This window comes from Clostridium sp. CS1-1, assembly GCF_056135525.1.
Genome location: NZ_CM148680.1, coordinates 1390003 through 1416955, shown reverse-complemented (window position 1 = coordinate 1416955; position 26953 = coordinate 1390003). Strand labels below are relative to the sequence as shown.

The 26953-nt window shown below is 32.4% G+C and carries 23 protein-coding genes; 9 read left to right on the top strand and 14 right to left on the bottom strand.

Annotation, left to right across the window (positions count from 1 at the left end; genetic code table 11):
- From AC0N0V_RS06360 to AC0N0V_RS06345, 4 genes are all read right to left on the bottom strand, one after another.
- A complete protein-coding gene (locus AC0N0V_RS06360) occupies positions 1 to 996 on the bottom strand; it encodes an NADH:flavin oxidoreductase (protein ID WP_474462796.1) in 996 nt (331 codons plus the stop codon).
- A 19-nt stretch (positions 997 to 1015) separates the two neighbouring features.
- A complete protein-coding gene (locus AC0N0V_RS06355; RefSeq protein WP_474462795.1) occupies positions 1016 to 1450 on the bottom strand; it encodes an RrF2 family transcriptional regulator in 435 nt (144 codons plus the stop codon).
- 38 nt (positions 1451 to 1488) lie between these two features.
- Positions 1489 to 2640 (bottom strand): amidohydrolase, encoded by a 1152-nt coding sequence (locus AC0N0V_RS06350; RefSeq protein ID WP_474462793.1) that lies wholly within the window; start codon positions 2638 to 2640, stop codon positions 1489 to 1491.
- A gap of 277 nt (positions 2641 to 2917) precedes the next feature.
- Positions 2918 to 4909 carry a methyl-accepting chemotaxis protein gene (locus AC0N0V_RS06345; protein WP_474462791.1) on the bottom strand — a complete coding sequence of 664 codons (1992 nt, stop codon included), beginning with the start codon at positions 4907 to 4909 and terminating at the stop codon, positions 2918 to 2920.
- Positions 4910 to 5148: 239 nt separating this feature from the next.
- On the opposite strand from AC0N0V_RS06345, the gene AC0N0V_RS06340 reads away from it, so the two are divergent.
- The 5 genes from AC0N0V_RS06340 to AC0N0V_RS06320 all read left to right on the top strand — a co-directional run bounded on the left by AC0N0V_RS06340 (position 5149) and on the right by AC0N0V_RS06320 (position 10144).
- Positions 5149 to 6378, top strand: coding sequence for a hypothetical protein (locus AC0N0V_RS06340; RefSeq protein WP_474462789.1), 1230 nt, complete (start codon positions 5149 to 5151; stop codon positions 6376 to 6378).
- 60 nt (positions 6379 to 6438) lie between these two features.
- Complete coding sequence (locus AC0N0V_RS06335; RefSeq protein ID WP_474462788.1) at positions 6439 to 7164, top strand: ABC transporter ATP-binding protein; 726 nt, start codon at positions 6439 to 6441, stop codon at positions 7162 to 7164.
- Entirely contained in the window at positions 7151 to 7903 is a 753-nt protein-coding gene (locus AC0N0V_RS06330; RefSeq protein WP_474462786.1) for an ABC transporter permease, read from the top strand. The genes AC0N0V_RS06335 and AC0N0V_RS06330 overlap by 14 nt, the downstream gene beginning before the upstream one ends.
- 92 nt (positions 7904 to 7995) lie before the next feature.
- Entirely contained in the window at positions 7996 to 9438 is a 1443-nt protein-coding gene (locus AC0N0V_RS06325; protein ID WP_474462784.1) for a sensor histidine kinase, read from the top strand.
- Positions 9439 to 9448: 10 nt separating this feature from the next.
- Positions 9449 to 10144 carry a response regulator transcription factor gene (locus tag AC0N0V_RS06320; RefSeq protein ID WP_474462783.1) on the top strand — a complete coding sequence of 232 codons (696 nt, stop codon included), beginning with the start codon at positions 9449 to 9451 and terminating at the stop codon, positions 10142 to 10144.
- A gap of 46 nt (positions 10145 to 10190) precedes the next feature.
- Here the strand turns inward: AC0N0V_RS06320 and AC0N0V_RS06315 are convergent, their stop codons facing one another.
- The 3 genes from AC0N0V_RS06315 to AC0N0V_RS06305 all read right to left on the bottom strand — a co-directional run bounded on the left by AC0N0V_RS06315 (position 10191) and on the right by AC0N0V_RS06305 (position 14082).
- Complete coding sequence (locus tag AC0N0V_RS06315; RefSeq protein WP_474462780.1) at positions 10191 to 12425, bottom strand: MASE3 domain-containing protein; 2235 nt, start codon at positions 12423 to 12425, stop codon at positions 10191 to 10193.
- A 234-nt stretch (positions 12426 to 12659) separates the two neighbouring features.
- Entirely contained in the window at positions 12660 to 13214 is a 555-nt protein-coding gene (locus AC0N0V_RS06310) for an NUDIX hydrolase (protein ID WP_474462778.1), read from the bottom strand.
- A gap of 148 nt (positions 13215 to 13362) precedes the next feature.
- The gene (locus tag AC0N0V_RS06305; protein WP_474462777.1) at positions 13363 to 14082 is read right to left on the bottom strand and encodes an MBL fold metallo-hydrolase; all 720 of its coding nucleotides are present in this window, start codon (positions 14080 to 14082) and stop codon (positions 13363 to 13365) included.
- Positions 14083 to 14523: 441 nt separating this feature from the next.
- On the opposite strand from AC0N0V_RS06305, the gene AC0N0V_RS06300 reads away from it, so the two are divergent.
- The gene (locus AC0N0V_RS06300) at positions 14524 to 16176 is read left to right on the top strand and encodes a cell wall-binding repeat-containing protein (RefSeq protein ID WP_474462775.1); all 1653 of its coding nucleotides are present in this window, start codon (positions 14524 to 14526) and stop codon (positions 16174 to 16176) included.
- 186 nt (positions 16177 to 16362) lie between these two features.
- Positions 16363 to 17379 carry a PLL family lectin gene (locus AC0N0V_RS06295; protein WP_474462773.1) on the top strand — a complete coding sequence of 339 codons (1017 nt, stop codon included), beginning with the start codon at positions 16363 to 16365 and terminating at the stop codon, positions 17377 to 17379.
- Positions 17380 to 17677: 298 nt separating this feature from the next.
- On the opposite strand, the gene AC0N0V_RS06290 is transcribed toward AC0N0V_RS06295, so the two are convergent.
- From AC0N0V_RS06290 to AC0N0V_RS06275, 4 genes are all read right to left on the bottom strand, one after another.
- On the bottom strand, positions 17678 to 18085 hold the full coding sequence (locus AC0N0V_RS06290; RefSeq protein ID WP_474462771.1) for a GNAT family N-acetyltransferase: 408 nt from the start codon (positions 18083 to 18085) through the stop codon (positions 17678 to 17680).
- 174 nt (positions 18086 to 18259) lie between these two features.
- Positions 18260 to 19120, bottom strand: coding sequence for a 2-oxoacid:ferredoxin oxidoreductase subunit beta (locus AC0N0V_RS06285; RefSeq protein ID WP_474462769.1), 861 nt, complete (start codon positions 19118 to 19120; stop codon positions 18260 to 18262).
- A complete protein-coding gene (locus AC0N0V_RS06280; RefSeq protein WP_474462767.1) occupies positions 19121 to 20170 on the bottom strand; it encodes a hypothetical protein in 1050 nt (349 codons plus the stop codon).
- Entirely contained in the window at positions 20167 to 20808 is a 642-nt protein-coding gene (locus AC0N0V_RS06275) for a 2-oxoacid:acceptor oxidoreductase family protein (protein WP_474462765.1), read from the bottom strand. The genes AC0N0V_RS06280 and AC0N0V_RS06275 overlap by 4 nt, the downstream gene beginning before the upstream one ends.
- 391 nt (positions 20809 to 21199) lie before the next feature.
- Here AC0N0V_RS06275 and AC0N0V_RS06270 point away from each other — a divergent pair, with 391 nt between their 5' ends.
- Entirely contained in the window at positions 21200 to 23197 is a 1998-nt protein-coding gene (locus tag AC0N0V_RS06270) for a methyl-accepting chemotaxis protein (protein WP_474462763.1), read from the top strand.
- Positions 23198 to 23397: 200 nt separating this feature from the next.
- On the opposite strand, the gene AC0N0V_RS06265 is transcribed toward AC0N0V_RS06270, so the two are convergent.
- A complete protein-coding gene (locus tag AC0N0V_RS06265) occupies positions 23398 to 23760 on the bottom strand; it encodes a GGDEF domain-containing protein (protein WP_474462761.1) in 363 nt (120 codons plus the stop codon).
- Between the two features lie 262 nt (positions 23761 to 24022).
- Between AC0N0V_RS06265 and AC0N0V_RS06260 the strand changes: the two genes are divergently transcribed.
- Complete coding sequence (locus AC0N0V_RS06260) at positions 24023 to 25165, top strand: SH3 domain-containing protein (RefSeq protein ID WP_474462760.1); 1143 nt, start codon at positions 24023 to 24025, stop codon at positions 25163 to 25165.
- A 282-nt stretch (positions 25166 to 25447) separates the two neighbouring features.
- Here AC0N0V_RS06260 and AC0N0V_RS06255 read toward each other — a convergent pair whose 3' ends face one another.
- Both AC0N0V_RS06255 and AC0N0V_RS06250 read right to left on the bottom strand, forming a co-directional pair.
- A complete protein-coding gene (locus tag AC0N0V_RS06255; RefSeq protein WP_474462759.1) occupies positions 25448 to 25648 on the bottom strand; it encodes a small, acid-soluble spore protein, alpha/beta type in 201 nt (66 codons plus the stop codon).
- Between the two features lie 313 nt (positions 25649 to 25961).
- Positions 25962 to 26822 carry a phage holin family protein gene (locus AC0N0V_RS06250; protein WP_474462758.1) on the bottom strand — a complete coding sequence of 287 codons (861 nt, stop codon included), beginning with the start codon at positions 26820 to 26822 and terminating at the stop codon, positions 25962 to 25964.
- Between the last annotated feature and the right edge of the window lie 131 nt (positions 26823 to 26953).

The window sequence follows — 26953 nt, the reverse complement described above, 5'->3', positions numbered from 1 at the left end:
TTACACTAGACCTTCAATGGCATTTTTTGCCCAACTAGAATCCTTAAGTACAGCTCTCCCCACTCCAATGAGGTCTGCCTTCCTCTCAGCTAATAACCTCTCAGCAACCTTACCTTCAGTAATTCCACCAGTTAAAATCACAGGAATAGAAGTAACCTTTTTAATGCCTTCTGCAAGCTCCGCAAAATATCCCTGTTCGGTAGCCCCCGGCACAACATATCCACAGAAACCACCGGAAATATCAATAATATTTACTCCTGCCTTTTCAAATTCTCTGCAAGCAATTTGGCTGTCCTCCAAGGTAGTTCCACCTTCTTTATAATCAGAAGCACCTAGTCTTAATAAAATCGGAAAATCCTCACCCACAGCAGCTCTAACTGCTTCTATTATTTCAACATGAATACGAATGCGGTTATGTATATCTCCACCATATTCATCTGTTCTTTTATTTGTTAAAGGGGACAAAAATTGATTAAGAAGGTATCCATGGGCTGAATGTATTTCTATAGCATCAAAACCAGCTTCTTTAACCCTAGAGGCTGCATTCCTAAATGCATCAACTATATCTTTAATTTCTTTTTGAGTAAGTTCGTGAGGAGTAACATCTCCTTGGCGTAAATTAACAATTGCTGAAGGACCCACAGAAGCCATTCCTGTAACCGCCTCCTTAGCTGCGCTTCCAGCATGATTTAGTTGCATTGCTGTCTTTGCCCCATTTTTATGAATAATTTCTGTAAGCTGACGTAGTCCATTAACTACACTATCATCTGCAACAGAAAGTTGATTATTGCTAGCCTTTCCTTCTTGCATTATGAAACTATGTTCAATAATAATAAGGGATAGATATCCTCCTCTAGATTTTTCGTCATAGTAATCAAGCACTTCTTTGCTTACCTTTCCATCATCTTCTGACTTAGCAGTAGCCATTGGAGGCATAACTAAACGATTGTTAAGTTTTAAATTTCCAACTTGTAACGGTTTAAGTAAATGTACCATATGTAATCCTCCTCAAAATTTAAATTACGTACGTAAAGTTATCTACTCTACTCTTATATTTGTTGACCAAATCCTCTAAAGTAATTGAGTCAAAATAATCATTAATATTTTTATTTATTACATTCCATAAATTTTCGTTTATACAGTCTTCTAAATTATCAACAATATCTTTACCACTTACCTCCACTAAACCTAAGTCGCCTTCTAAGGCTCTTAATATTTCTCCAATAGTTATTTCTTCACTAGCCTTTGCTAATGAATAACCACCTTGTGCTCCCTTTCTTCCTATTACCAAATTGCTTTTTCTTAAGTTTGAAAAGATTTGTTCTAAATATCCTTCCGAAATATTTTGTCTCTCAGAAATACTTTTTAATGTAACTGTTTCAGAATTGGAATACATAGCAATATCAACTAATGCTTTTAATCCATATCTGCCTTTTGTTGAAATCTTCATAAAATCACCTTTCCTACTAATACTATATTCTCTTATACTTACTTCCACTGTGCTAATACCTTGATTGCTAAATTTGAAAAGTAGTTAGCTCCTATAATTAGAGCATCCTCGTTTAATGTGTAAGCTGGGTGATGCCATTCTTTTGTACCACTAACGCCTAACCAAATAAAAAATCCAGGAATCTTAGTTTGATAAATAGCAAAATCCTCTCCGCCTGGTTTTTGCTCAGCCTCTACAACTGTGTAACCAAGTTCCCCGGCAACTTCTGTTAATATTTGTGTAAACTTTGAATCATTATTTACAACAGGTAAATATGGAAACCACCTGAAATCTATCTTTGCACCAAAGGCTGATGCAATTCCTTCAGCTGTACGTTTCATTAAACCCGGAATAATCCCACGTGCTTCATCTTGAAATGTTCTTACAGTACCTTCAAGTTCAGCTTTCTCTGGGATTACGTTCCATGTGTTACCTGCTTGAAAACGAGTTACGCTAATAACCACATTGTCAAATGGATTCAAATTACGACTTACAATAGACTGTAGTCCAGATACAATTTGACTAGCTGCAACAATCGGGTCAATAGCATCATTTGGCATACCAGCGTGTCCGCCTATACCGATAACATCTATTTCAAATCTGTCTACACTTGCCATTAATGAGCCTGATTTTATACCTATTGTTCCAACTGGAAGATTTGGTCTATTATGCATTCCAAATATAGCCTCTACATTTTCTAACACACCTAATTTGCAAAGCTCTACTGCTCCTTGTGCATTTTCTTCTGCTGGTTGAAAAATAATACGGACTTTTCCTTTTAATTCTGATTTACGTTCATTCAAAAGAATAGCTGCCCCCAAAATAGAAGCAGTATGAAAATCATGTCCACATGCATGCATAACACCTTGATTTTGAGAAAAAAATTCTACTCCACTTTCTTCATCTATTGGTAATGCATCAATATCAGCACGAAGTGCAATTGTTGGACCTTCCTTATCACCGTGTATTTCAGCAACCACACCTACAATTAAGGGATATTCTAAAATATTAATACCTGCTTCCTTTAACCATTTACGAATACGTTTTGTGGTCTCAAATTCTTTCATTGATAGTTCTGGATTTCTATGTAATTCACGTCGGTAAGCAACTAATTTATTATATAAATTTTGTTGTCCCACTAATAATGACACTTTCATCGCCTTCTTTCTATATCTTATCTTAAGTGTTTCAAATCAAGGTTTATAATAAGTTTACACCATCTCTAAATACTTAATCAATTACCTTTTATTTTTGATGCTGTCTCAAAATGCATAGATATGCATTTTGAGACAACATCTTTTTCCATAATATCACTTAAATTATAACCTTACTTTGAAAATATTATATAAAACTATTGTTTTTATATAATATTGGAACTATACAAAAACTTTTTGTATGTCATATTCATTTTGAGACAGTACCTATCTTTTAAACCTTAAATTTATTAATTAATTCCTCCAGTTCTTTTGAAATTTCATATAACTTTTCTGCTGAACTTGAAATTTGTTCTATATTTGCTGACTGTTGCTGAATGGAAGCTGAAATTTCCTCTGTGGTTGAAGCTGACTGCTCTGAAACTGCAGAAATATCCTCTATTGCCTTAAGAACTTCTTGTTTATCATTGTTCATACCTGTAATACCTTTAGCCAAATAATCTATTTCTTTAATAATATTTACTACGGAATTATCTATACTATTGAAAGTCTCTCCAGTAATCTTACTCATCTTGCTTGAGTTTTCTATAACTTCTTTTGCTCCTATCATTTCCTTTTTAGTATCCTCAATTATCTTTTTAAATTCCAAAATAATACTATCAATCTCAATAGTTGAGGCCGCTGTATCTGAGGCGAGTCTTTTTATTTCATTTGCAACCACGGCAAAGCCCTTCCCAGCTTCCCCTGCCCTTGCTGCCTCTATTGCTGCATTAAGTGAAAGCAGATTTATTTGTGCGGTAATATTTTTTATAGTTTCTGTAATCACAGTAACTCTTTGAGATTTTTCATCTAAATCAAATACCTTTTCTCCTACTCTGCCAGCTACCGCTTCATTATCCACCACTGCCTTTTGTAGTTTATTAACTACATCTAAACCGTTATCCTTAGCTTTTTTACTTTCATCTATATAAATCTTCATTTCAAAAGCAGTTTTATTTATTGCTTCAATTTCTTTAGAAAGCATATTTAATTTTTCTGCACTTGTTTGCGTACTTCGAGCAAGTTCTGTTGAGCCATTAGCCATATCGTCAATTGCCTTAGAAACACTTTCAATTGAACCTGATGTTTCACCTAAGGTGGAGGATAGTTCTTTAGTACTGCCTTCTATAATAAGAGAAGTATTCTGAATCCTCCCTATGAGTTCTCTTATGGTTTTTCTTGTATTACCTAATGCCCTGGCCATAACTGCTGTCTCATCTTTCTTTTTGTATAGTTCTTCAAAGCCATTTTCATCTGCCAAATCTAGCTCTTCTGTTTTAACTAAAAGTTCCGTTATCTTCTTTATAGGTTTAACAAATGCACTTCCAATAAATATGCCTAATGTTGTAATAATAATTGTAGTCACAACTATTAGTATAGTAAGAACTTTAGTTGTTGCGTTAACTCCCTCCAGTACTTCTGATGTCTTTCCAGTTACAATTAACTGCCAATTTGCAACCTTTATTATTTGATAATAACCCATTCTTTCTGTTTTATCAAAAGCTATATACTGAAGATGTCCACCGTCATTTTTAAACACAGTTTCTTGAAATAACTTAGCGTTATCAGGGTTTACTTCTTCATACTTTTTACCTACATTATCCTTTGTAGGATGAATTAAAAATATTGTTGTATCCTTATTTATTAAATATCCATACCCTGTCTGTCCTATTTTTATATCATTTACAGTCTTAATCATTCTTTCTGCATTAACTGAAAGCATAAATAAGCCTTTAAATCCCCCATTATCATTTGTCACAGGTTTTATAAACGTTATTACCTTCTTTCCAGTGGTTTTACTTGTAACTATATCGCTTATTATAATAGAGTTTCCTTTTTGTGCTCTCATAAAATATTCTCTATCAGTAATACTAGCCTTCTGCCCTTGCTCTGTTACCGCATTTCCAACATTATCTACTAAAATAGCATTATCAATACCTGGATATTTACTCTTGATAGTTTCAAGAGTTGGTACTACATTTTCTAAATTAGCAGTTTGTATTTCTGGATGACTTTTATATATTGTATCTAATAAATCTATCTTTTCCTCAAGCCAGAGATTTATTGCTTCTGCTTTATCTCTTGCAATGTCTTGAAGATGTGCTGTTATTTCTGTTTGCTGATTTTTACTGTAACTAAAAAGTTGATACAGGTTTGTTATCAACATCGGAATTAATGACAATAGTAGTGTGAAAATCAATAATTTTCCTTTTATAGTTTTTATCATCTAATTTACCACCTTTATTTATATAATGCGTGTATAAATTACTAATATCATGATATGCTTTACTGGTAACCATAGGTACCACCCACCTGACAAGTGGCAAAATATATTTGTTAAACCCTATTATATTAAAGTTTATACTTTGTTTATAATTAGTTTATAGAAAGTAGAGAGGTACACTTTATAATGGAATTATGAAAGGCCTTCATGTATAAAATTCAAGTATAAAAGGAGTATTGAAAATGAAATTTAAGAAAAAAACAGCAATAATTTTAAGTTTTGCCCTTGGTACTACTATGTTTGCCACTACTGCCTTTGCTGAAGTAGTATCTAAAAGCGGATATGATCAATTAAAGGACTCTGTAAAGTATACAGCAGAAAGTTGTACTACTAAACTCTCAAGCTATACTATGGATATGTCATTCGTTTTAAAGGATAATGGTAATGTCATTGCTTCCGAAACTACACTTGGAAAATATGATGTCTCAAAACAAACTGTGGAAACTAAATCCTCATCTACAGAGGGTCCTAATAAAAGGGACAACTATTACTACACTGATAAAAATAGTCGTATAAATAAAAGCAATGAACAAAATATTTATTACGTAACAGAGTTTACAACTCCTCAAGAAAATCATTCTTTTAAAAATCCTTTTAAGGAAAAACAAGCAGGAGATGCTGAAAAAATAGCTGATGCTCTTGTAGGAAATTTAAAAGATTCTGTAATAGTTAATCAGAATCCTGATGGAAGCAAAGAATTATCAGGTTCCTTAACTGAAGCACAAATACCAGCATTAATTAATGCAATAGTATCTTTCCAATCTAAGAATGAATTTGGAAATAGACAAAATAGCGAAAGCTATATGCCTAAGATTGCAAAAGATATATTTGTAAAAGAAATTAAAGGAAAAATGATTGTAGACAAAAATGGATTAATTCAAAGTGTTCTTGGAACTGGAGTAGTTTCTGGTAAAGATGAAAGTGGCAAAGAGCACACTATAACCTTTGAACTATTAGGAAAGATAACAAATGTTAATTCAACTGTTGTTAAAAAGCCTGATCTTACTGGTCAAAAGGTAGAAAAAACTATAGAAAAAGATTATAATAAATTATCAAATCCTGAAAAATATAAAGGAAAATATAAAACTGACATTTTAATAGAGAAAGACGGAAAGTTCCAAAAAATAGGTGAAAAGTTTGTAGACGTTACTAACGTGACTGAAAGCAACATTAGTGGAAGATATTACGAAGAGTATTTAAAAGGTTTCGAGGATTACGGAACTGATAAAAAGGACTTCAAGTTTGATGCCAAGTTCAGTCAAAACCATTTTGATGCTCAATTTACAGCTGATAATAACGTTAAAGGTAATATATACATCGACCAACATTCAGGTAAAATAAACTTTAATATTGATGGAACAATGAATGGAAACATGTTATTTGATAGTCAGTTTAGTAGAGTATTCAATTAATAGTAGTTCAGTTTGCCGGTGCTACTCCGGCAAACCACATAAAATTTTGGAGGTATACAAATGGAGAAAGTCATCCAAATTGAAAATTTGTCCAAGGTATATAAAAATGGAAGAGGTATAACGGATATTAATTTAGATATACATAGGGGTGATATTTTTGGTTTTTTAGGTCCTAATGGAGCCGGTAAGACTACTGCTATGAAGATTATGACTGGGCTTGTGAAGGCAGATAGTGGTGATGTTAAGATTTTAGGTCATAGTGTTTCAGAGGACTTTGAGAATGCTATGAAAAAAGTGGGTTGTATTATAGAAACTGCTGAATCCTACCCTTATTTAACGGCTTTTGAAAATTTAAAACAGTTTGCAAGATATTATGAAAATGTTGATAATAAAAGAATAGATGAAGTTTTAGAACTTACTAGACTTTCAAAATATAAAAATGAAAAGCCCAGAAAATTTTCTCTTGGAATGAAACAAAGATTAGGAATTGCAGCTGCAATTTTATCAAGACCTGAGGTAGTAATTTTAGATGAACCTTTAAATGGACTTGATGTTGAGGGAATGCTGGATATGAGAAATATTATAAAAGACCTTGCAGAAAGAGAAAAAACCACCTTTTTTATTTCCAGTCACCTTATTCACGATGTGGAGCTTACTTGTACTAGTGTTGGTTTGTTGTATAACGGAAAAATGCTTAGTGTTGATAGTACTAAAAATATATTGAACAACTATGTTTCCCTAGAAAACTATTTTATCAGCGAGGTAGAAAGAAATGGTAGGATTTAAAGCAGCTTTAGTAAATGAAGTAGAAAAATTATACAAAAAGAAAAAAGTTTTGGTGGCAGCGTTAGTGTCACTTATTTTCATTATACTCGGACAAATATCTATTGTAGGCTTAAGAAGTGGTTTCGGGGTACGTGGTACTTCTAGTATGGAATTCCCACTGCTTGTGCTTTCAGTAGTTGTTAATACAATTCTTCCTCTATTTACTGCACTTGTTACCATAGATAGTTTTTCTGGTGAATTTTCTCAAAACACCATGAAGATTGCAATCACAAGACCGATTGCAAGGTTAAAGTTCTTTACTGCAAAAATTGCTGCAATAATGTTATTCGTGCTAGTAAATCTTTTATTTGTAATGATTTTTTCAACTATAACCAGTTTAATTTTTAATACCAATTCTTTTTCAGTTCAAGGCATTGCTAAGATATTTATTTCATACTTAGTAACGCTAATGCCTATGCTTGTACTATCACTTACTATTGTACTTTTAACAAATATCTTAAAAAGTGGAATAAGTGTATTCTTTGTAACTATTCTTCTTTTTCTTGCTTTTAAAGCAATTTCACTTGTTTTTTCAAGTTATTCTGGTTTATTCTTTACTAGCATGATGGATTGGTATAAGTTATGGATTATGAGCAATATTTCCTTTTTAAAAATTTTTCGCCAGTTTATGATGCTTCTAAGTTATGCTATACTACTATTTACAGGTAGTTATTATTTATTTGATAAAAAAGATTTTTAGCAGATTCTCTAGAGAGTTAAGCTATATTAATCTATTATTATGTTAAAATAGCTATTAAATAGACACTTACACAAATAATATAAGGTGGAAAAATGAATATAAAAAAACGTCTAATTATTTCTAATACAATTACAGTTACTATTCCCTTTGTTATTGCAGTTTTGACAATTTTTATTTTTATGATTGTATCTTCAAAGGTTTTTAATGCAGATATAAGTTATGATAATTTCAAAAAAATTGTAGCTACAAGATATGAATTAGTAAATGCGATAAAAGATATTTCAAAGTCAAATCCTGAAAATATTGAGAATGCTGAATTTCAAAGATATTTACACGATAAACTTTCCCCTTTAAACGGAGAGATAATAGTAATCAAAAATGATAATGTTATATTTGCCTCAAAAGCTATGAACAAGATTGATATAGAAAAATGCTTAGAAGAAGTAAGAAACACTAGCCTAAAAAAGTCAGTAAAAATTGATAATATTTCTTATATGGTTGAGGCGACTCCACTAAAATTTAAGGATGACTCTATAGGTAATGTCCTATTACTTGCCTCGGCAGAAAAGACAGAAAATGTTTTTGGAATATTTATAATTACTATTGTTAGTGTCTTTTTTATCTCATTTATAGCTGTAAATATCTTTATGTCTTATCTCTTTTCAAAAAGAATATTGAAACCTATTGCTAATCTTAAAAAGGCCACCGCAGAAATTAGCAGAGGTGATTTGGGCTTTGAAATTATAGAAAGCGGTGATGGAGAAATTAGGGAATTATGTGCAGATTTTGAGAAGATGAGAATACAATTAAAGGATTCTGTACGATTACAACTTAAATATGACGATAACAGAAAAATGCTGGTTTCTAGTATATCTCATGACTTAAAGACTCCTATAACTTCTATAAAAGGATATGTTGAGGGAATTTTAGATGGTGTTGCAAATACCCCCGAAAAGGTAGAAACCTATTTAAAAACTATTTACTCAAAAGCAGAGCTTATTGATGTTATGATTGACGATTTGCTTTTATACTCTAAACTAGATTTGAACCAAATTCCCTTTAACTATGAAAAAACAGATATTGCTAAGTTTTTTGATTACTGTGTTGAAGAAAGTTCTTTCGAACTTCAAAAATCTAATATAAAAATTCATATAAACAGCTCTTTAACAGAAACAAAATATGTTATGCTTGATCGTGAGAGAATGAGAAGAGTTATAATTAATATTATTGATAACTCACGTAAATACATGAATAAAGATCAAGGTGAGATAACTATACTGCTTAGGGAAACTAACTCTAGCATTATTATAGAAATAAGAGACAATGGACCGGGCATAGATAAAGATGATATAAATAGAATATTTGATAGATTCTACAGAGCAGATTTAGCTAGAACTGAAACAAAGGGCAGTGGACTAGGCCTTGCTATTTCAAAACAAATCGTAGAAGGCCATAAGGGTAAAATATGGGCTATAAGCCCTGAAAATGCTGGCACAAGCATAGTAATATCACTAGCGAAAACATCGCAGAAATAGAGAGGGTATTATGAAAAGGATTTTAATAATTGAAGATGACTTAAGTATTGCAGAACTTCAAAAAGATTATCTAGAGCTTTCAGGCTTTTGGGTTACTATATGTACAGACGGCGTACAGGGTTTAAATACTATAAAAGAAAAAGAATTTGACTTAATAATTCTTGATATTATGCTTCCTAAAATCGATGGGTTTAGTATTTTACGAAGTATTCAAGAGGATAAGGATATCCCTGTTTTGCTGGTTTCTGCAAAAAAAGAAGAAATTGATAAAATTAAAGGATTAAGCCTTGGTGCTGATGATTATATTACAAAACCTTTTAGTCCAGGTGAATTAGTTGCTAGGGTAAAGTCACACATTCAGAATTATGAGAGGATTAAGAATAGATTTACTTCAAAAGAAAAGACTAACAATATAGTAGTAAGAGGACTTGAAATAATCAAGGATTCTAGACAGGTGTTTATTAATGGAAATGAGGTAATACTCGCACAAAAAGAATTTGATCTATTACTTTACATGGCTGAAAATCCAAACAGAGTTTTTAGCAGAGAGGAATTATTCGAGAAGATTTGGGGACTTGACGCTCTTGGTGATACTGCAACTATTACAGTGCACATTGGAAGAGTTAGAGAAAAAATAGAGTCCTCACCATCTAATCCTCAGTATATCGAAACTGTTTGGGGTGCTGGGTACAGGCTTAGGGTATGAAATCATGCCCTAAGCCTGTAATTTTTACATTTCTTCAGTTAAAACTCTAAACAATATCCTCTATGTCTTCTTCAATATAAGGCAATATTACTGTAAATGTTGTCCCCTTATCTATTTCGCTTTCTATTTCTATCTTGCCTTTATGTTCTTTGATTATTTGATAACATGCATTTAAACCGAGCCCCGTACCATTCTTCTTGGTTGAAAAAAATGGTGTTCCTATTTTCTTAATCATTTCTTTTGAAATTCCTTTTCCATTATCAGACATCTTTATAAATATTTCATTTTTGAACTCGTTTAGTCCAGTACATATATGCAAAATAGGTTTCTTTCTTTCTCCCATCGCTTCTACTGCATTTTTGCATATATTTAAAATTACTTGTCTTATTTGTGTTTCATCACAAAGTATATATCTCTCGTCATAATTTAAATCCAATTTTAATTCTACTCCCTTCATTAAAGAGGAAGTTTCAATTATTCCTGTCATAGATGAAACTAAATCATTAAATGCAACTTCTAAAAGTTCAGTTCCTCGTGGTTTTGATAAATTTAAAAAATCAGTAATAATTCTATTTACTTCATCTGTATTAATATTAATCTTTTCAGCGTATTGTTTTACTCTTAGATCATTTGAATAAACCCCTATTAGTTGACTACTTCCTTTAATTGTTGTTAGAAAATTCCTGGTTTCATGGACTATAGTTGCTCCCATTTGTCCAAGTAGCGCCAGTTTTTCCTGATTAACTAATTTAAACTGTATTTGTTTTTCTTCTGTAATGTCTTGAATTACTGAAATTACACCAATCTTTTCATTATCAACATTATAAATTGCAGACGTTGTACATCTGATTTCTTTCTTATTCCCCTTTGGAGTTTCTATGAAATCTTCGTATATTTCTTCAACAACATTTTCAGCTCTCATATTATCAGTTGCCCTATTTCTACTAAACTTAGTAATATAATCAAGTTCGTGAATGCTCATATTAATAACCTCATCGTAGGCTAGTTCTACTAGCTCTACAAAAGCATTATTGCATGCTGTTATATTTCCATTAATGTCAACAATTGTAATTGGTACTAACACTGCATTCAAAATTGTTTGTGTCTGCAAATGTAAGTTCTTTATTTCCTGTTTTTGCTTTACATCGCTTACTAAAACAAGAATACCATTTTTAATCTTGCGTGCATTTATAAGTACTTTAATTGGCTCACCATCACCATTAAGGTAAGTTCTAATAATGTTATTTACGTCACCTTTATCATTATTTACTCTATAAATAATCGTCTCTTCATTTTTATTATCTATCTTTCGCAAAACTTCTAAGATTTCTTTATCACTTAATCCTATAATCCTATCTCTAGGATATTTCAATATTTCTTCAAACTTATCATTGATAAAGTCTACACGATTAAGGACGTTGTAAGTATATATTGGCATAGGAATGGCATTAAGAATATCTGATAACCGCTGATTACTTTCAATTAACTTAACATAAGGATACTTGACTGCACTCTCAAACACTGCTTTATAAAGGTAACAATAACTAACAATCTTTAATACATGTCCAAAAACCACAGCAAATGAATCTGTATTTTTATAAATAGTAAAACAAATTTCAGAAGGGATTACCATTATTACACACAGAAAAAGATACACAAATTTTACTATACTTTCTTCCTCTAGATTATTCTTTAACTTAGCTAGAGTAAGTACTGACATTACGATAACTAGAGATTCTAGAAGCACTTTAAGGAAAGTTACACCTTCACTAGTATAAAGAATAGGAAGCCAATTATTATTGAAGTATATGAAGCAAAAAGATAAGCTTATAACTATTGATGTTATACTTGCCATTATATATTTATTAATTTTTTTATAGTAGGGAAAAAATGAAAAGACAAACAACGTTCCAATCTCTAGTAAACGAGCAGTTAGCCAATACCTAATTGTCAAATTTCCTCTAAATATATCATTTGTTATTAAGTATTTGTAGTAATATACATGTGCTAAGTCAAAAATTGCTGTAGCAAAAAGGCCAAAGCCTAAGATACTGTTTATTGTGTTATCTGTTTCATTCTGGTACCAGATAATTAAGAATGTTGCAACCCCAATAATAACGCTTGTAATTTCCAGTAGCGAATGTAATAGTTCCTTATCACCGTTCCAAAGTTGCTTCCAAATTAAAAACGAAACTAATAAAGAGAATAGCATCATATAAATAAACTTAATAGAAATACCCTTATATAGCATATACCTTTTACTGTCTTGTATCCCTTCCACTTTACGACCCCCAAATATAATTATCTAAATAAATAGAATTCTTGTCATCATGCAACTATTGTTTATAGTTCGTTATCCGGGGACATATCCTCACCTGCCTTCTTACATCACCCCATCCTTGAATGAAACAAGGGGTAAAGTACGAATAGTCACCCGATAAAATCTTCAATTAGCTATTTTAATCATATTATACCAAAAATTTTACATCTAAGTAAATTATATATGCCTTAAATACTAATTTTTCACTTTAAATATTAACTTCTCATATACCTTCTGCATATGTGGTTCATTTGTATATTTATTCACTTCACCTATAGGAATCCACTTAACGGCACTATTTTCATCTGCTTTAATAATAAGTTGTTCATTTTCGTCTGCCTCTATCAAATAGGCAACTGACAAATGTAAGTGTGCAGATACATATTTCCCTCTTTTAGTATGTCCAAGAACTGGTAGTACATCTAATGAGAATATATCTATACTTACAGGACAAATATTTTGTACTCCTGTCTCTTCTTTTGCCTCTTTGATTGCGACGGCTAATAGATCTTCTTCTCCGTCTGCGTGCCCACCTGTCCATGACCATGAATTATATATATTATGATGCACCATTAAAACTTTGTCCTTTGTTTTATTTACTATAAATCCCGAGCTTGTTATATGTAAAATCCTATTGTCTCTAGTTAAAATGTCATTAAATTTATCTATACATTGTAAAATTAGTTCTTTATCTTTTTTTTCTTGTTCATTATAAGGATTATATTTTCTTATAGACTCAATCCAATTCATATTGTACCTCACTTTCTTTTCTAACATTTACTTTCCGAGCATCTACCTCTTTTAGATAACTATTTCTAATCATTATGCTAAATTAATACTCCATCTAATGATTAAACTTCCAACATAATTAATCTCAATTATTGCTACGTAATCCATACTATACATTCTGCAAAAAACCTTTAATATCTCCAGTATATTCACCGCCATGATAACAAATGATTTTCTCTATGTTATAATTAAGCAATTTTCTAATTGACTTTTTTGCTTCTTCTATATCTAAAGTATACTGTGGGTTTGCAATACAAAGTTCACCATTTTCTACTACTAAGGCATCTCCCGAAATTAACATTTTTGATTCCTTTAAATATAAAGAAATGTGACCTGGCATATGTCCTGGAGTAGCAACAATCTCGGTCCCACCACACCATGAAAATACATCACCATCTTTTATAATCATATCAACATTTACAGGTTTAACTGATCTTAGCATATTGTGAAAGCTTTCTGCACCCGCTTTTTGATCCTCTGGTAGAGAATCGTACAAGGCCTCTGCTTGTTGTAATCTCAAGGATTTTTCTTTTCCACTAATATACTTTTCTTCCTCATAAGATGACACAACTGATAAATTGGGGTATGCCTCCTTAAATTCTGCTAAGGATCCCATGTGGTCAAAATCATGATGAGTGATAATTATTTTTGTCAATCTATCAATATTAATCCCTTTTTCTTTAGCTGCTGTTTTTATAAAGGGTAAAAAATTTGGATACCCACAATCAATTAAAATCATTTCAGTTTCATCTTGTAATATTGCAGGATAAATAGTATTTACAGCACCTCCAAAATCGAATTTAACCTCTAATACAAAAATTTGATTCATTATAACACCACTTTCTTATAATTTATGTATTACTTATATCTATCGATGTAGCCACTCGCCACGTAATCTATGTGGAAAAGTAGAGAACCAAAATCTTTGATTTTGTGTGAATCACTTTCACTTTCTACTATGTTCCATATAAAACTTGCAAAATTAAAGTTATCACTTATTTTGTCATTCCTCCAACTTTGTATTCTTGCTTCAATTATACCACACTGTCATCTAACATTTTTTCCATATTATATATTTCTTATATCATCGTAATATTTTAATTATATGGCACATGTGTAAAAAGAAAGCGCTATTCTTTGCAAGATGAAGCACTTTTTTTTACTTTAGGGTCACTTTCTTCTGAGATTATATAAATCATTAATAGTTTTATATTAGACGCGGGATACTATAACATTATGATTAAATTATTTTAAGATAAGGAGAAGGTTTATGATAACAGAAAAAAGACAATTTAATACTCTCATTATAGTTATTTTTTTACTACTTGTAGCCGTACTTATTTCCGAATATAAAGTAAATGCAGCGCCAAGTATAGTCAGGTTGTCAGGAGAGGACAGATACAAAACCTCATTGGCGTTGTTAAATCAAGGATGGGAAGTTGCTAAAAATATAGTTATAGTAAATGGAGAAAACTTTCCGGATGGTTTATGTGCTGCACCTCTGGCGAGAAAGTTAAATGCTCCTATTATACTGACAAAAAACGATAAGCTTGATAATGAAATTTTAACTAGACTTAAAGAACTAAATCCTGGTAAAGTATATCTAATTGGTGGAGAGGGTTCGGTATCCAAGTTCTTGGAAGATAACTTGAGAAATTCCCTTAATGGGGAGATTATAAGAATAGCGGGGATCAATAGGTATGAAACCTCAATAAATATCGCAAAGTTTATGTATTCAAATTTTGATATGGGAACAGAGATTGCAGTTGCAAATGGGGAGAACTTTCCAGATGCACTTTCTATGTCACCTGTTGCAGCTATGAATGGTATGCCAATAATACTCACAACCAATACTACTATAACTCCGAATATAGAAACGCTTCTTAGCAATAAGCAAATAACCAAGAGCTATATTATTGGAGGTCGAGGTGTTATAAGTGATGCTCTGGCAGAGAAGTTTTCCGGAAATATTAGGGTATGGGGTAAAGATAGATATGAAACCAATACCAATATTATGAGAACCTTTATCACTGATTTAGGTTCAAAAAGTATATTTTTTGCATCAGGAGAAAACTTCCCAGATGCTTTGGACGGAGCAGCCTTAGTAGCAAGATATGAAATGCCGATGTTTTTAACCTCTTCTCAGCCGTCAAAAATCACAAAACAAATTGTTTATAGCTCATATGCAGAAGAAAAACCAAATAATAAGATGATTTTTGTACTAGGAGGTACAAGCGTAGTTCCAGAGAATACAGTACAGAGCCTTTTAATCAAAGAAAGATTACCTGGTAATAAGGTTAACCTAGGAATGACTTTTGATGATGCTGTAAAAATTATGGGTGCTGCGTCAGGATCAAGTCAGAACGGTGATGGTGCTATCTATTATTTTAATAGTATACCCAGTAAATATATATGGAGTACGGAAATTTTCTTTAGACGAGATGAGGATACCAATGGATTGGTGGTTCAAGGATGGAGTAAAGGTAGTGATCCTAATATAAGTTCAAAGATAAGTGTTGGCGAGAAACAGGAGAATGCACCACCAATCACTTTAGGATCTGCAATAGGCGAAATCGGTCCAGCCTTAGGCACACCTTATGGAGCATTTGAGTATATGGACTATAGCATATGGAGATATCCAAATGATTCATGCCTCTATGTGGATAAACATAATTATGTTGTTGCTTTTGTTAATAACGGTAACCTTAAGATAGATATGGGTGAGAAAGATCCATCTGCACCGGGAATAAAAAAAGGCTCTTATGTGATTGATGTAGTAAGAGCTATGGGAACTCCTCAGAATGTTGAGTTCGGAATAGACACTAGAAGTATGAAGTATGGTAATTCCTATGTTAGAATTGATAAGAGTGATAGAGTTATAGAGTGGGTGGATAATGGAGATCTAAAGCTTCTCGCCAAATAAACAGACTTCTAAGCTTCAGGTGGAGTTTCAACTCCATCTGAAGCTTAGAAGTCGTTATCCAGGGACGTAGCCGCCCGGAAAGTATATTTATTTAAGTTAACAGGAATTTGTAACACTTTCTCTCCTAAATCATAGACTATAATTAGTGAGGATTTTAATCCGCAGCAAAAACATAAGGGGGACCCAATGAATAATAATCCATTTTATTATTGTCCTTATTGCGCACAACCTACTATTTGTCCAATTTCAAATGAACAAATGAGAAGCGTTGAAAACTGTGATGAACTTAATGAATTTGACGAAGTTGATATGTTTAATGAGGAAGATGTACCTAATGATGACCTTAATCGAACAGAATTCGGTATTGGAAATGTAATCATACCACCTACTCGTGATAGGTGGAGTAGATGGGAAAATCTTGGCGGAGTTTTAACTTCTGCACCAGCTGTCTCCTCTTGGGCACCTAACAGACTAGATACCTTTGCTCGTGGCACTAACAATGCCCTTTATCATAAATGGTGGAACGGCTCCCGTTGGAGTGACTGGGAAAGCCTCGGTGGAATATTAACTTCTGCTCCTGCTGCTGTTTCATGGGGAAATAACAGGATTGATGTATTTGGCCGCGGCACAGATAACGCTATGTGGCATATATTCTGGAATGGATCTCGTTGGAGTGCTTGGGAAAGTCTTGGTGGAGTTTTAACCTCTTCACCTGCAGTTTCTTCTTGGGCACCTAATAGATTAGATACCTTTGTTCGTGGCACTGATAATGCCCTTTATCATAAATGGTGGAATGGTTCTCGCTGGAGTGATTGGGAAAGCCTTGGTGGAAGATTGACTTCTGCTCCTGCTGCTGTTTCATGGGGAAATAATAGAATTGACGTATTTGCTCGTGGTCAAGGCAATCGTCTGTTCCATCTATGGTGGAATGGTTCTCGCTGGAGTAACTGGCAAGACCTTGGTGGATTAATAAGTTCAGCTCCTGCAGTTTCTTCTAGAGCATCAAACAGACTTGAGGTATTTGCTAGAGGGCTAAATAATCAAGTAATTACCATGTCCTGGAACGGCTCTCGCTGGAGTTCTTGGAGAAGTCTTGGTGGAAATATAAACTCCGATCCTGCTGCAGTATCTTGGGGATCAAACAGAACTGACGTATTTGCCAGGGGCAGAAATAATGCAATGTGGCATACTTGGAGGAGTTAGATTATGTGACAGGCATATGTGTTTTACTCAGTTGAGTATTAAATTTTAGTCAATAGATGAAGCTCTGTTAAAAAATGAATAGAGTATACAAAATAGGCACATCAGTGATTAGTCCCCTGATGTGCTTATTTTATCTAGAAACGCAGCCGCTCTAATACCCCAAGGGGTAAAGAACTTATATGTCTATGAATGACAATTTTCTCTTAAGAATAACAATTTCTTAGTGTAAAATACACTAAGAACCCTGTTATTAAGAATCAATTGAAGTTAAAAATACATTTAATGCCAGGAACTCTGTTTATCTTTTAAACATAAAGGTATATCCTTCCTCTTCCCTATAGCCAAACTTTGAATATAACCCTTCAGCAGATTTTGTCCATAGAAACTTGCTGGTACTTATAATACTTGGGTGATTATTTATAAACTGGACTAGCTTTTTACCTAACCCCTTTCCCCTGTGCTCCTCATCAATTGCTACATCTAAAATCAAACTATACACAGCATAATCACTTACAGCTCTTGCAAATCCTACTTGAATGTCATCCTTAAAAACAGCAAAACAAAGTGAGGTTTCTATGGATTTTTGAACAACTTCTACAGGTCTATTTTTAGCCCATTCAGTGTTTTTTAATAAATTCCAAACGGCCTTTACATTAATCTTTTTCTTGTCATCAGTAAACAAATATTCATTTTCTCTTATCTCCACAATATTCTCCCCCCAAAATTAAAATATCACACTATAATAACTAACTTTCAATATTTTCGAAAAATCACTCAGATAATTACACTCATATTTTTATTATATATCTAAAATCTTTTCTCGTATTCTAATTATTTTCTTAAATGTCTAAAAAATGAAAGCACCACAAAGGTGCTTTCATTATCTAAACTCATTCATAAACTTTTCAGCATCCATAGGACTCCACTTTCTCTTAATAAGTGGCTCACCATCTCTCAAATAAGGAATTGAATCGATATAGCTTTCCCTATCTTCCTTGTAAATTACACCAACAGGAATACCATCATCACCCCACTCCATAGCCTTTTCAAGAGCCTTCATCTTATCTTTTGCATCATAATCTTCCTCTAATTTATAAATTCTCTCATTATACCATTTAAAAGTATTTACTTGGTTAAAAGTTACGCAAGGCTGTAGAATATCTACTATTGCATATCCATTATGATTTATAGCTTCCTTCATTATTTTAACTAAGTGTGCCCCATCACCAGAAAAAGCCCTTGCTACAAAAGTAGCTCCCACACTTATTGCAAAGGCCAATGGATTAAATCTCGGAGCTATAACACCATCAAACTGCATTGATGTGATTTGTCCAGACTCTGTTGTAGGTGATCCTTGTCCTTTTGTTAGTCCATAAATCTGATTATCATGGACAAAATGTGTAATATCAACATTTTTCCTTATATTGTGAAGCAAGTGGTTTCCACCTTCGCCATAGCTATCTCCGTCACCAGATGTTATAATAACCTTTAAATCTTTGTTTGCAATTTTTGCTCCCACTGCTGGTGGAATAGATCTTCCATGCAAACTGTTAAATCCATTTGTATTTATATAATGGGGAGTTTTAGCAGCCTGACCTATTCCTGAGGCAATTAAAACTTGCTCTGGTTTTAAATCTAATTCCGCGAGTGCCTGTTTTAATGCATTTAATATTCCAAAGTTACCACAACCAGGACACCATGCTATTTCATCATTTGAACTAAATATCTTCTTATCTAACATCTAAAGCACCTCTTTTCTTACTTCATTGTAAATCTCATATGCACTTATCTGTCTTCCATCATATTTCAATATGCTTTTATTCATGTCAATTCCTGTCTCTTGTCTTATAAGCTTAGCAAGCTGTCCAGTATAGTTTTGTTCAACGTTTGTTATTTTCTTAGCAATTTTTGAGTACTTTTTGAGAAGTTTTTCTGGAAGCGGATAAATATCTCCAAATATTAATGCTCCTATAGACACTCCATCTTTCTCTAACATATCTACCGATTCTTTTATTGGACCATAAGTTGAGCCCCATCCTACAAGAAGAATTTCAGGATTTTCTACTCCGACATACTCTGGTTCTAAAACCTCTTCTTTTAGAAGGTCAAGTTTACCCATTCTCTTTTTCATCATTGCAACACGAACTTTGGAAGACTCAGTTATGTGGCCATATTCATCATGCTCATCACTGTCTACAAGCACTATTTGCCCTTCTACTGAACCAGGTATTATTCTCTTTGATATTCCAGTTTCAGTTAACTTATATCTCTTATACTTTCCTTCTTTTAAATCTTCTGCTATATCCTCTTTTGATGCAATATGTCTTTCTATGCTAACCTTACTAAAATTAAAAGGGTTAACTGTTCTTACTGCATCTGCCAAGTATTGATCTGTTAGAATTATTACAGGTATTTGATATTTATCTGCTATATTTAAGGCTCTAGCAGTCTGATAAAAGGCATCCTCTGGGTTTCTTACCGCAAGTATCATTCTTGGTCCTTCTCCATGAGATGCCGTTAAAATAAAGCTTAAATCACTTTGCTCTGTTCTTGTTGGAAGTCCTGTAGCTGGTGCTGGTCTTTGAGAATCTACTATTACTATAGGCACTTCAGTTACTGATGCAAGTCCTAGTGCCTCTACCATAAGTGATAATCCACCACCTGAAGTCCCAGTCATTGCTCTTGCTCCTGTATAAGAGGCACCAAGCGCCATAATTATAGCAGCGATTTCATCTTCTACTTGCTCCACAACTATACCTGCATCTTTTGATTTTTTAGAAAGATATGTCATAACACTTGTTGCAGTGTCATTGGATATGCTGAGTAAAAGTTTACGCCTCCTGCTAATGCTCCCAGTGCTATGGAGGCATTTCCATTTATTAAGATAGTATCTTTTTCTTCTAACTTATTAGTTTCAAACATTTTGTTTCCTACTGAATAACCACTTTGTAATGCTAATAAATTAGCTTCTGAAATATTTCCTGAGAACTGAGATTTTATAACTCTTTCTCCTTTTTCCTTTTCAAATCCAAAGGCTTTAAGAAGCACTCCAATTGCAACAGTTCCCATAACTTTTGGATTTCCTATTTCTGCTGCAAATTTCTTCATTGGAATTTTAACTAGTCTTGAATCTTCATATTTAATCCCTTCATCCGCAATTATTATTCCATTTTTATTCAAGTCCTCTATATGAAGCTCTATTGTAGATAAATCTAAAGCAACTATAGCATCTACTTTAGGATGATGAGAGTCTACCACTTCTTCACCAAATCTTATTTGAATAAAGTTATGACCTCCTCTTACCCTAGACATATAGTCCTTTGTTGACAATGAATAGTATCCTTCCCTCTTCAATATCTTTTCAAATAATTCACTTACAGTATCCATTCCCTGTCCAGCGCTTCCGCCTATTAAAATATTATATATCAAGTTCATACGCCCCTTTACAACTATATTTATTTGACCTATTTAAAACTCATATCTATAAGCTTTAATTTATAAATTAGTTTTAATTACTAATTAATAATTGTTATTGATTATATTTTACACCTATTCCCCTTATTTGTAAATGTTGGTTGTAAAAATAATTTAAGTGTTTTTTGGACATTCTTGCATATTTTCGATTTATTATTGCAACGATAAATATTTTTTATAACACTTTACAGTATAAAATGTTATAATGATACTTGTTTGAAGCATATTCTTCAAATAAATACATTATAATCCAATACATAACATCCAAAATTATGTAAATTTAATCCATTTAAATAAAAATCAAAGCATTAATCACAGTTATGAATCTTTGAAATGAGGTATGTAAATGAAAAGTTTAAGAGTAAAGTTTTCTCTAGTAGTAAGTCTGTTATGCTTATTTTGTGTGTCACTTTCACTTACAATAAGCTACTATATTTCCTACAAGACGGTTATGCAAGAGTCAGAACAGCGTTCAATGATGACTGCAAATAAATATTCAGAACAACTTAACGGCTGGCTCCTGCAGCAAGGTGAAATGATTGATGAAATGGCAAATGACCTAGAATATTATAATGACTACGATTTTAACAAAACCCTCAACTATTTTATACAAAAGCAAAAATCTAACCCAAGTGTATTATGTTTTTACATAGGCTTTGAAGATAAAAAGATGATATCTGGTGATGGTTGGACTCCGCCAGCTGATTATGATGTTACTGAAAGAGACTGGTACAAGCAAGCATTAAAAGAGGATAAAGTAATTTATACTTCTCCTTATCTAGACCCAACCACTAAAAAAATGGTAATTACTATAGCAAAGCCAGTTAAAAGGGGTGGAACACTTCTAGGAGTTGCTGCATCAGATATTTACTTAGACTATTTAACCAAGGTTGTACAAGATGCTAAAGATGTTCCGAATAGTTATGCTATTTTACTAGACAATAGACATAATTTTATAGTCCATCCAAACAAAGAGTTTCAGCCTACTGAAAAAGGGTTGATAAGTATTGATGGAGTAATGAACGGAAACTTGAAATCCATAGCGAATGCCTTAAATAGTACTTCAAATAACCTATATAAAGAAAAAGATTATGATGGTAAAGAAAAGTACTTTATTTTTCATAACATTAAATCAACTGGATGGTCTGTAGGCTTTGCTATTCCTACTGAAGAATATAAAAAACCGTTAAATACACTAATTAAAGGTTTTATTGTTGCATTAATTATTTCCATCCTTTTATCAATAACGATTACAATATTGATGATAAATAGGATTTTAAAACCTATTTTGAAGCTAAAAAATCATACAGAGGTAATTGCAAATGGAGATTTAACTGCTGAAATATCTGTTAAGAGTAATGATGAAATAGGTGAACTTATAAAAAGCTTTGCTAATATGATTTTTGACTTAAGACATATTATTAAAGGAATATTTTCCACTAATAGATCTGCCCATGATCTTTCCTCAGACCTTAAAGACAGTTCAGAAGTTGTAGAGAATATGTCCAGTGAGATTTCAATGGCAATAAATCAAGTTGCATCTGAATCGAGCAATTTGTCTATAAATATAACTAATGGTAAAGAATTTCTAGACATCTTTACTGAAAAGATGGATGTTATAAATAATAGAATAAGTGAGATTAAAAATAAGTCTAATTTAACAAACAATGTTGTACTTAAAGGCTTAAATAACTTAGATGGCTTAAAACAAATTGAAGATAATAGTATTGAACAATCAGAAAAAATCTACGATATCATAGCCGCATTTCATGAAAATGCACAACAAATTGAAGCAATGACTTCTGCAATATCTAACATCTCCACACAAACCAATCTTCTCGCTTTAAATGCTTCAATAGAAGCTGCTAGAGCTGGAGAACATGGAAGAGGGTTTGCTGTTGTTGCCGAGGAAATCCGCAAACTGGCAGAGGAATCTTCTAATTCCGTCCAAAAGATAGAAGAATTAGTGCGAAAGGTTAGGTCAGAAGCAGAAATATCTGAGAATATTAAAGAGCAGTCTATTAAATTAAATGTAGATAGAAAGTCTATTAATGAAAGTATATTTGTAGACTACAGAGGTATTCAAGAGAATATGCTTATAACAATAAATAGCATAGAAGAGGTTTATTCTGAAATGAACGATATAGCTGAGGGTAATGCTCAAATTAGAACTCTTATGCAGAATATACTAGATATCTCCGCTGAGTTTACTTCTGCAACAGAAGAGGTTTCTGCCTCTGCTGAGGAGCAGGTTACTGTAATACAGTCAATGGCTAGTAAACTCGAAGATCTTGCTGCATCTATTGAGGAGTTGAGTCATTCTGTAGAAAAATTTAAGGTTTAAAGTTAAACTGAGATTAGCAAAAAGATGCGACTTAAATTAAGGTTAACATGCTGTTCTAACAGCGTGTTATCTTAGAGTTAAGTCGCACTCTCCTTTTACTTTCCATTATACCACTCACACTTATTTCTTTCTTTTTTTGCTTCATAAAGAGCTTTATCTGCATCTTCTATCAAGTCATAAATATGACTCATACCCTTCATTCAGGTAGCTCCACCTATTGATACCGTTACCCTTCCTAGAGGTTGAGTCTCCCCGCCAAATCTGCTTACCATATTTCCAATTCCTGCATTGCATGATAATATATCTGAAAGTTCCTTTAATAATGTATCACCGTTAACATGACCCCATTTATCGTTATAACTTTTAAAGTGATCTATGTCAACCATTAAAATAGATATTTGTACACATCTATTATTTAAATTAGTAAAAAGCTGTTGTAAAATTTCTATAACATATCTTTTGATAAAAAGCCCAGTAAGAAAATCTCTTGAAGATTGTATTTCTAGTTTGCTGATAAGTTTCCTTTTATGATGTATAAGAAGGTTCTGTCTTAAAATCAGCAAACTCAATATGATTAGACCACACCCATAAAAATCATTGGTAGTTGTTAAGTTATTAAGCTCTTTATATTCAGTACCATAATTTGATTATTGATAACAAACCTGAGTCCCCTTATAATAATTTTTATAGACAGAATGAATATTGTGGGCAAAAGTTGTCTATAATCCATAAAGTAGGAATTACTTAGCTTGAACCCATAGGACCTCCCCCCTAAAGCTAAGTAATTCTTACTATTTTTTAAAATCATATCAGGAGGTAACTGTGATGAAAAAAGTTAGCACGATTCTATTTGGTATCCTATTTGGAATATCTGCTGTAATTACACCTATAAAAAGTGTAAGTGCAAGTACTGTACAAACTCCGATAACAAGAAGTAATGCAGAACAAAGAGCACTTAAAATGATAGATTTAAAATGGACATACTCTAAAGAAAAAAACGGAAAATTAGATCCTCAGTATAATTCTTATGTGACTGAGCCAAATCAATTTTCAAATTTAACAACTGCAGAAGTAACTGGTATTCCTTATAACTGGGGTGGACAAGATGGTATTGATTCAAAATCTCTTGGTGCTCCTTGGACAAACTATTTAGATGCTATTAATAAAGGTGCCTTTGCAGGTAATGTAAATACAACTGCTGGAAGCAGCTATATACCTGGAACTGCTGGAATAGATTGTTCAGGGTTTGTACAAGCTGTATTTAATATAAAAGATTATAAAATTTCAACCTCAACAATGTTTGATAAATACTTTAAGAAGATAAGCTTAAGTGAAATTAAACACATGGACATACTAGATAGGCCGGGTGACCACGTTTTAATTTTTGATAAATGGGGTACTTTAAACGGAATTTCTGGTGCCTATACCTATGAAGCAACTTGGGATCAGGTTTTCGGAGGAATTCAAGGTACTAAAAGATATTTCGTAACTATAGACGACATAAATAATGGCTATATTCCAGGAAGATATATAAATATAGTTGAAGATGACCAAAATACTGTTAAACCTGGTCAATTTGCTCAAGTAACAAAGGTTACTTACTCAGCATACTTTAATGCAAATCCTTCTGATGACGCTACTTTACTTGGAACTATTCCAAAGGGTACTGTACTTTATTTAAGTAACTACTCGAATGGTTGGTATTCAACTAACTATAATGGAAAAGTTGGTTGGGTGTGGGGAAATCTAGTTACTTCAATACCAAGTGGTAAATTCGTTGCAATAAGTAATGCTTATCAGTTAAATATTAGAAGTAGTGCAACACTAAGTTCTTCTATAATTGGCGTAATTAGTGGTAATCAGTATGCTGAAGTACTTGACTATTCAAAAGACGGTAATTGGATGAGAATTAGAATTAGTGGAGTAGAAGGCTTTGCATCTAGTAAATATTTAAGATATATATATTAATATTAAAGCACAGCAACAATAGCTGTGCTTTTTTGTTATATCAAACTAACATTAACCTATGACTTGCTTAGACTGGTAATTACATTAAGTTGGTATTTATCCGATGACTATCCGCTCTAATCCACCCACTCCTCAAAGTGGGGATAAAGAGCGGCTACGTCCCTGGACAACGATTTCTAAGTGTCAAAGACACTAAGAACTCTGCTTACCTAATTTAAATTTCACTTAATTATAAAAGAATCAGGTAGTATATGACCTACCTGACTCTTTTACTGCTATGTTCTATTTTAATCCTTGCTCGTATGCTTCAACCATCTTTTTAACCATGTTTCCGCCTACTGATCCTGCTTCTCTTGCAGTTAAATCTCCATTGTAACCTTCTTTTAGATTTACTCCAACTTCTCTAGCTGATTCCATCTTAAATTGCTCTAATCCTGCCTTTGCCTCTGGTACTAATACTCTATTACTATTTCTGTTTGCCATAATTGTGTTCCTCCTTTTATTTTTGTTATTTTATGTCGCTTCCTGTTGTAATATAAGTTTGTGCAGTTTTAAATTAAATAGTCTATTAAATTACTGGTAACTATTCTAATTTATTCATTATTAGGTAGTGGAAATAATTTTTAAAATTTAGTTAATTTTCTTGAAATTTATTGAATAATACTTTTTATAGTGGATATACTTAATAATGTTGCTATAATAAAATTCCTTTAATTATATCCATAATTTAATCTAAAAAACAACCCAGCACATATGCTGGGTTGTTTTTTAGTTAGTTTTTGAAAATATTTTAAAACTAATCAATAGTTTTATAAGCATCAAGTATTGTTTCATACAATAGCACTATAATCCCATCAAGTAATTCTTCTCTTTTAACTTTTATAGGTTTTTCCGAATAGCAAATTTCTTCAACCTTCTTCAATAGCTTATTTCTTTTTGGCATGTGAACTTTTAAAAACTGCCCGGCACATTCTTTACACACTTTTTGATTTTCGAATTCTTGCTCCATTTCCTTAAACCCTAATTCTATTAATGACAATACCCTATAATATAGCCGTTCATTACTAGATTCATTTTCTCCAACAGTATTTGTTATTTGTTCAGAAATAGCTTTCCAAGCTTTAAATTTTATCTCTAATAACTTTCCTATATCTTTGTCTTTAAAATTAGGTAATTGGTATTTTATAATATCATCAATCTCTATAATGTCTTTTTCGTTATTTTTCGATGCCTCTAGTACTTTATCAAATCCAGCTATCTTCAAATTGTTAAGCATAATAGAAATAAAATTCGCTGGAATTGGAACCCCCAATATGGTTAGATTCTCCATTACGCTAATAGTTTCTGAAATTATAAGATAAGCAAGCGTTAACTGTGATAACATAGTGGTATTTACAAAAGCCAATATTCCAATTTCAAGCAATCTAACACTTATTATGGCTACAGTATATAATATAACTTTTTTAACAAACTTCAATAACCCTTTGCTTCCAACTCTATTGAATTTTAGTGCTACCTTAACTCCTAATATTGTATCTATTGTAATTAGAGCTATAAGTATAAGACTAGAAATCTGGAATGTATTTAGATCTTTCAACTTATCCACAAATAAGATTGAGTTAACAAAGAACTCTAAAAATGAATTCATGGTAAACATTTGACTTCCCCTACCCTATAAATTAATCTCTCCACCTATTTTACTTCATTATATGAAAGAGTTAAGAATTTGACATATAAAACCATGTAACTAGTACTATAAATTTCTATAGTCTACACTTTTATTATAAA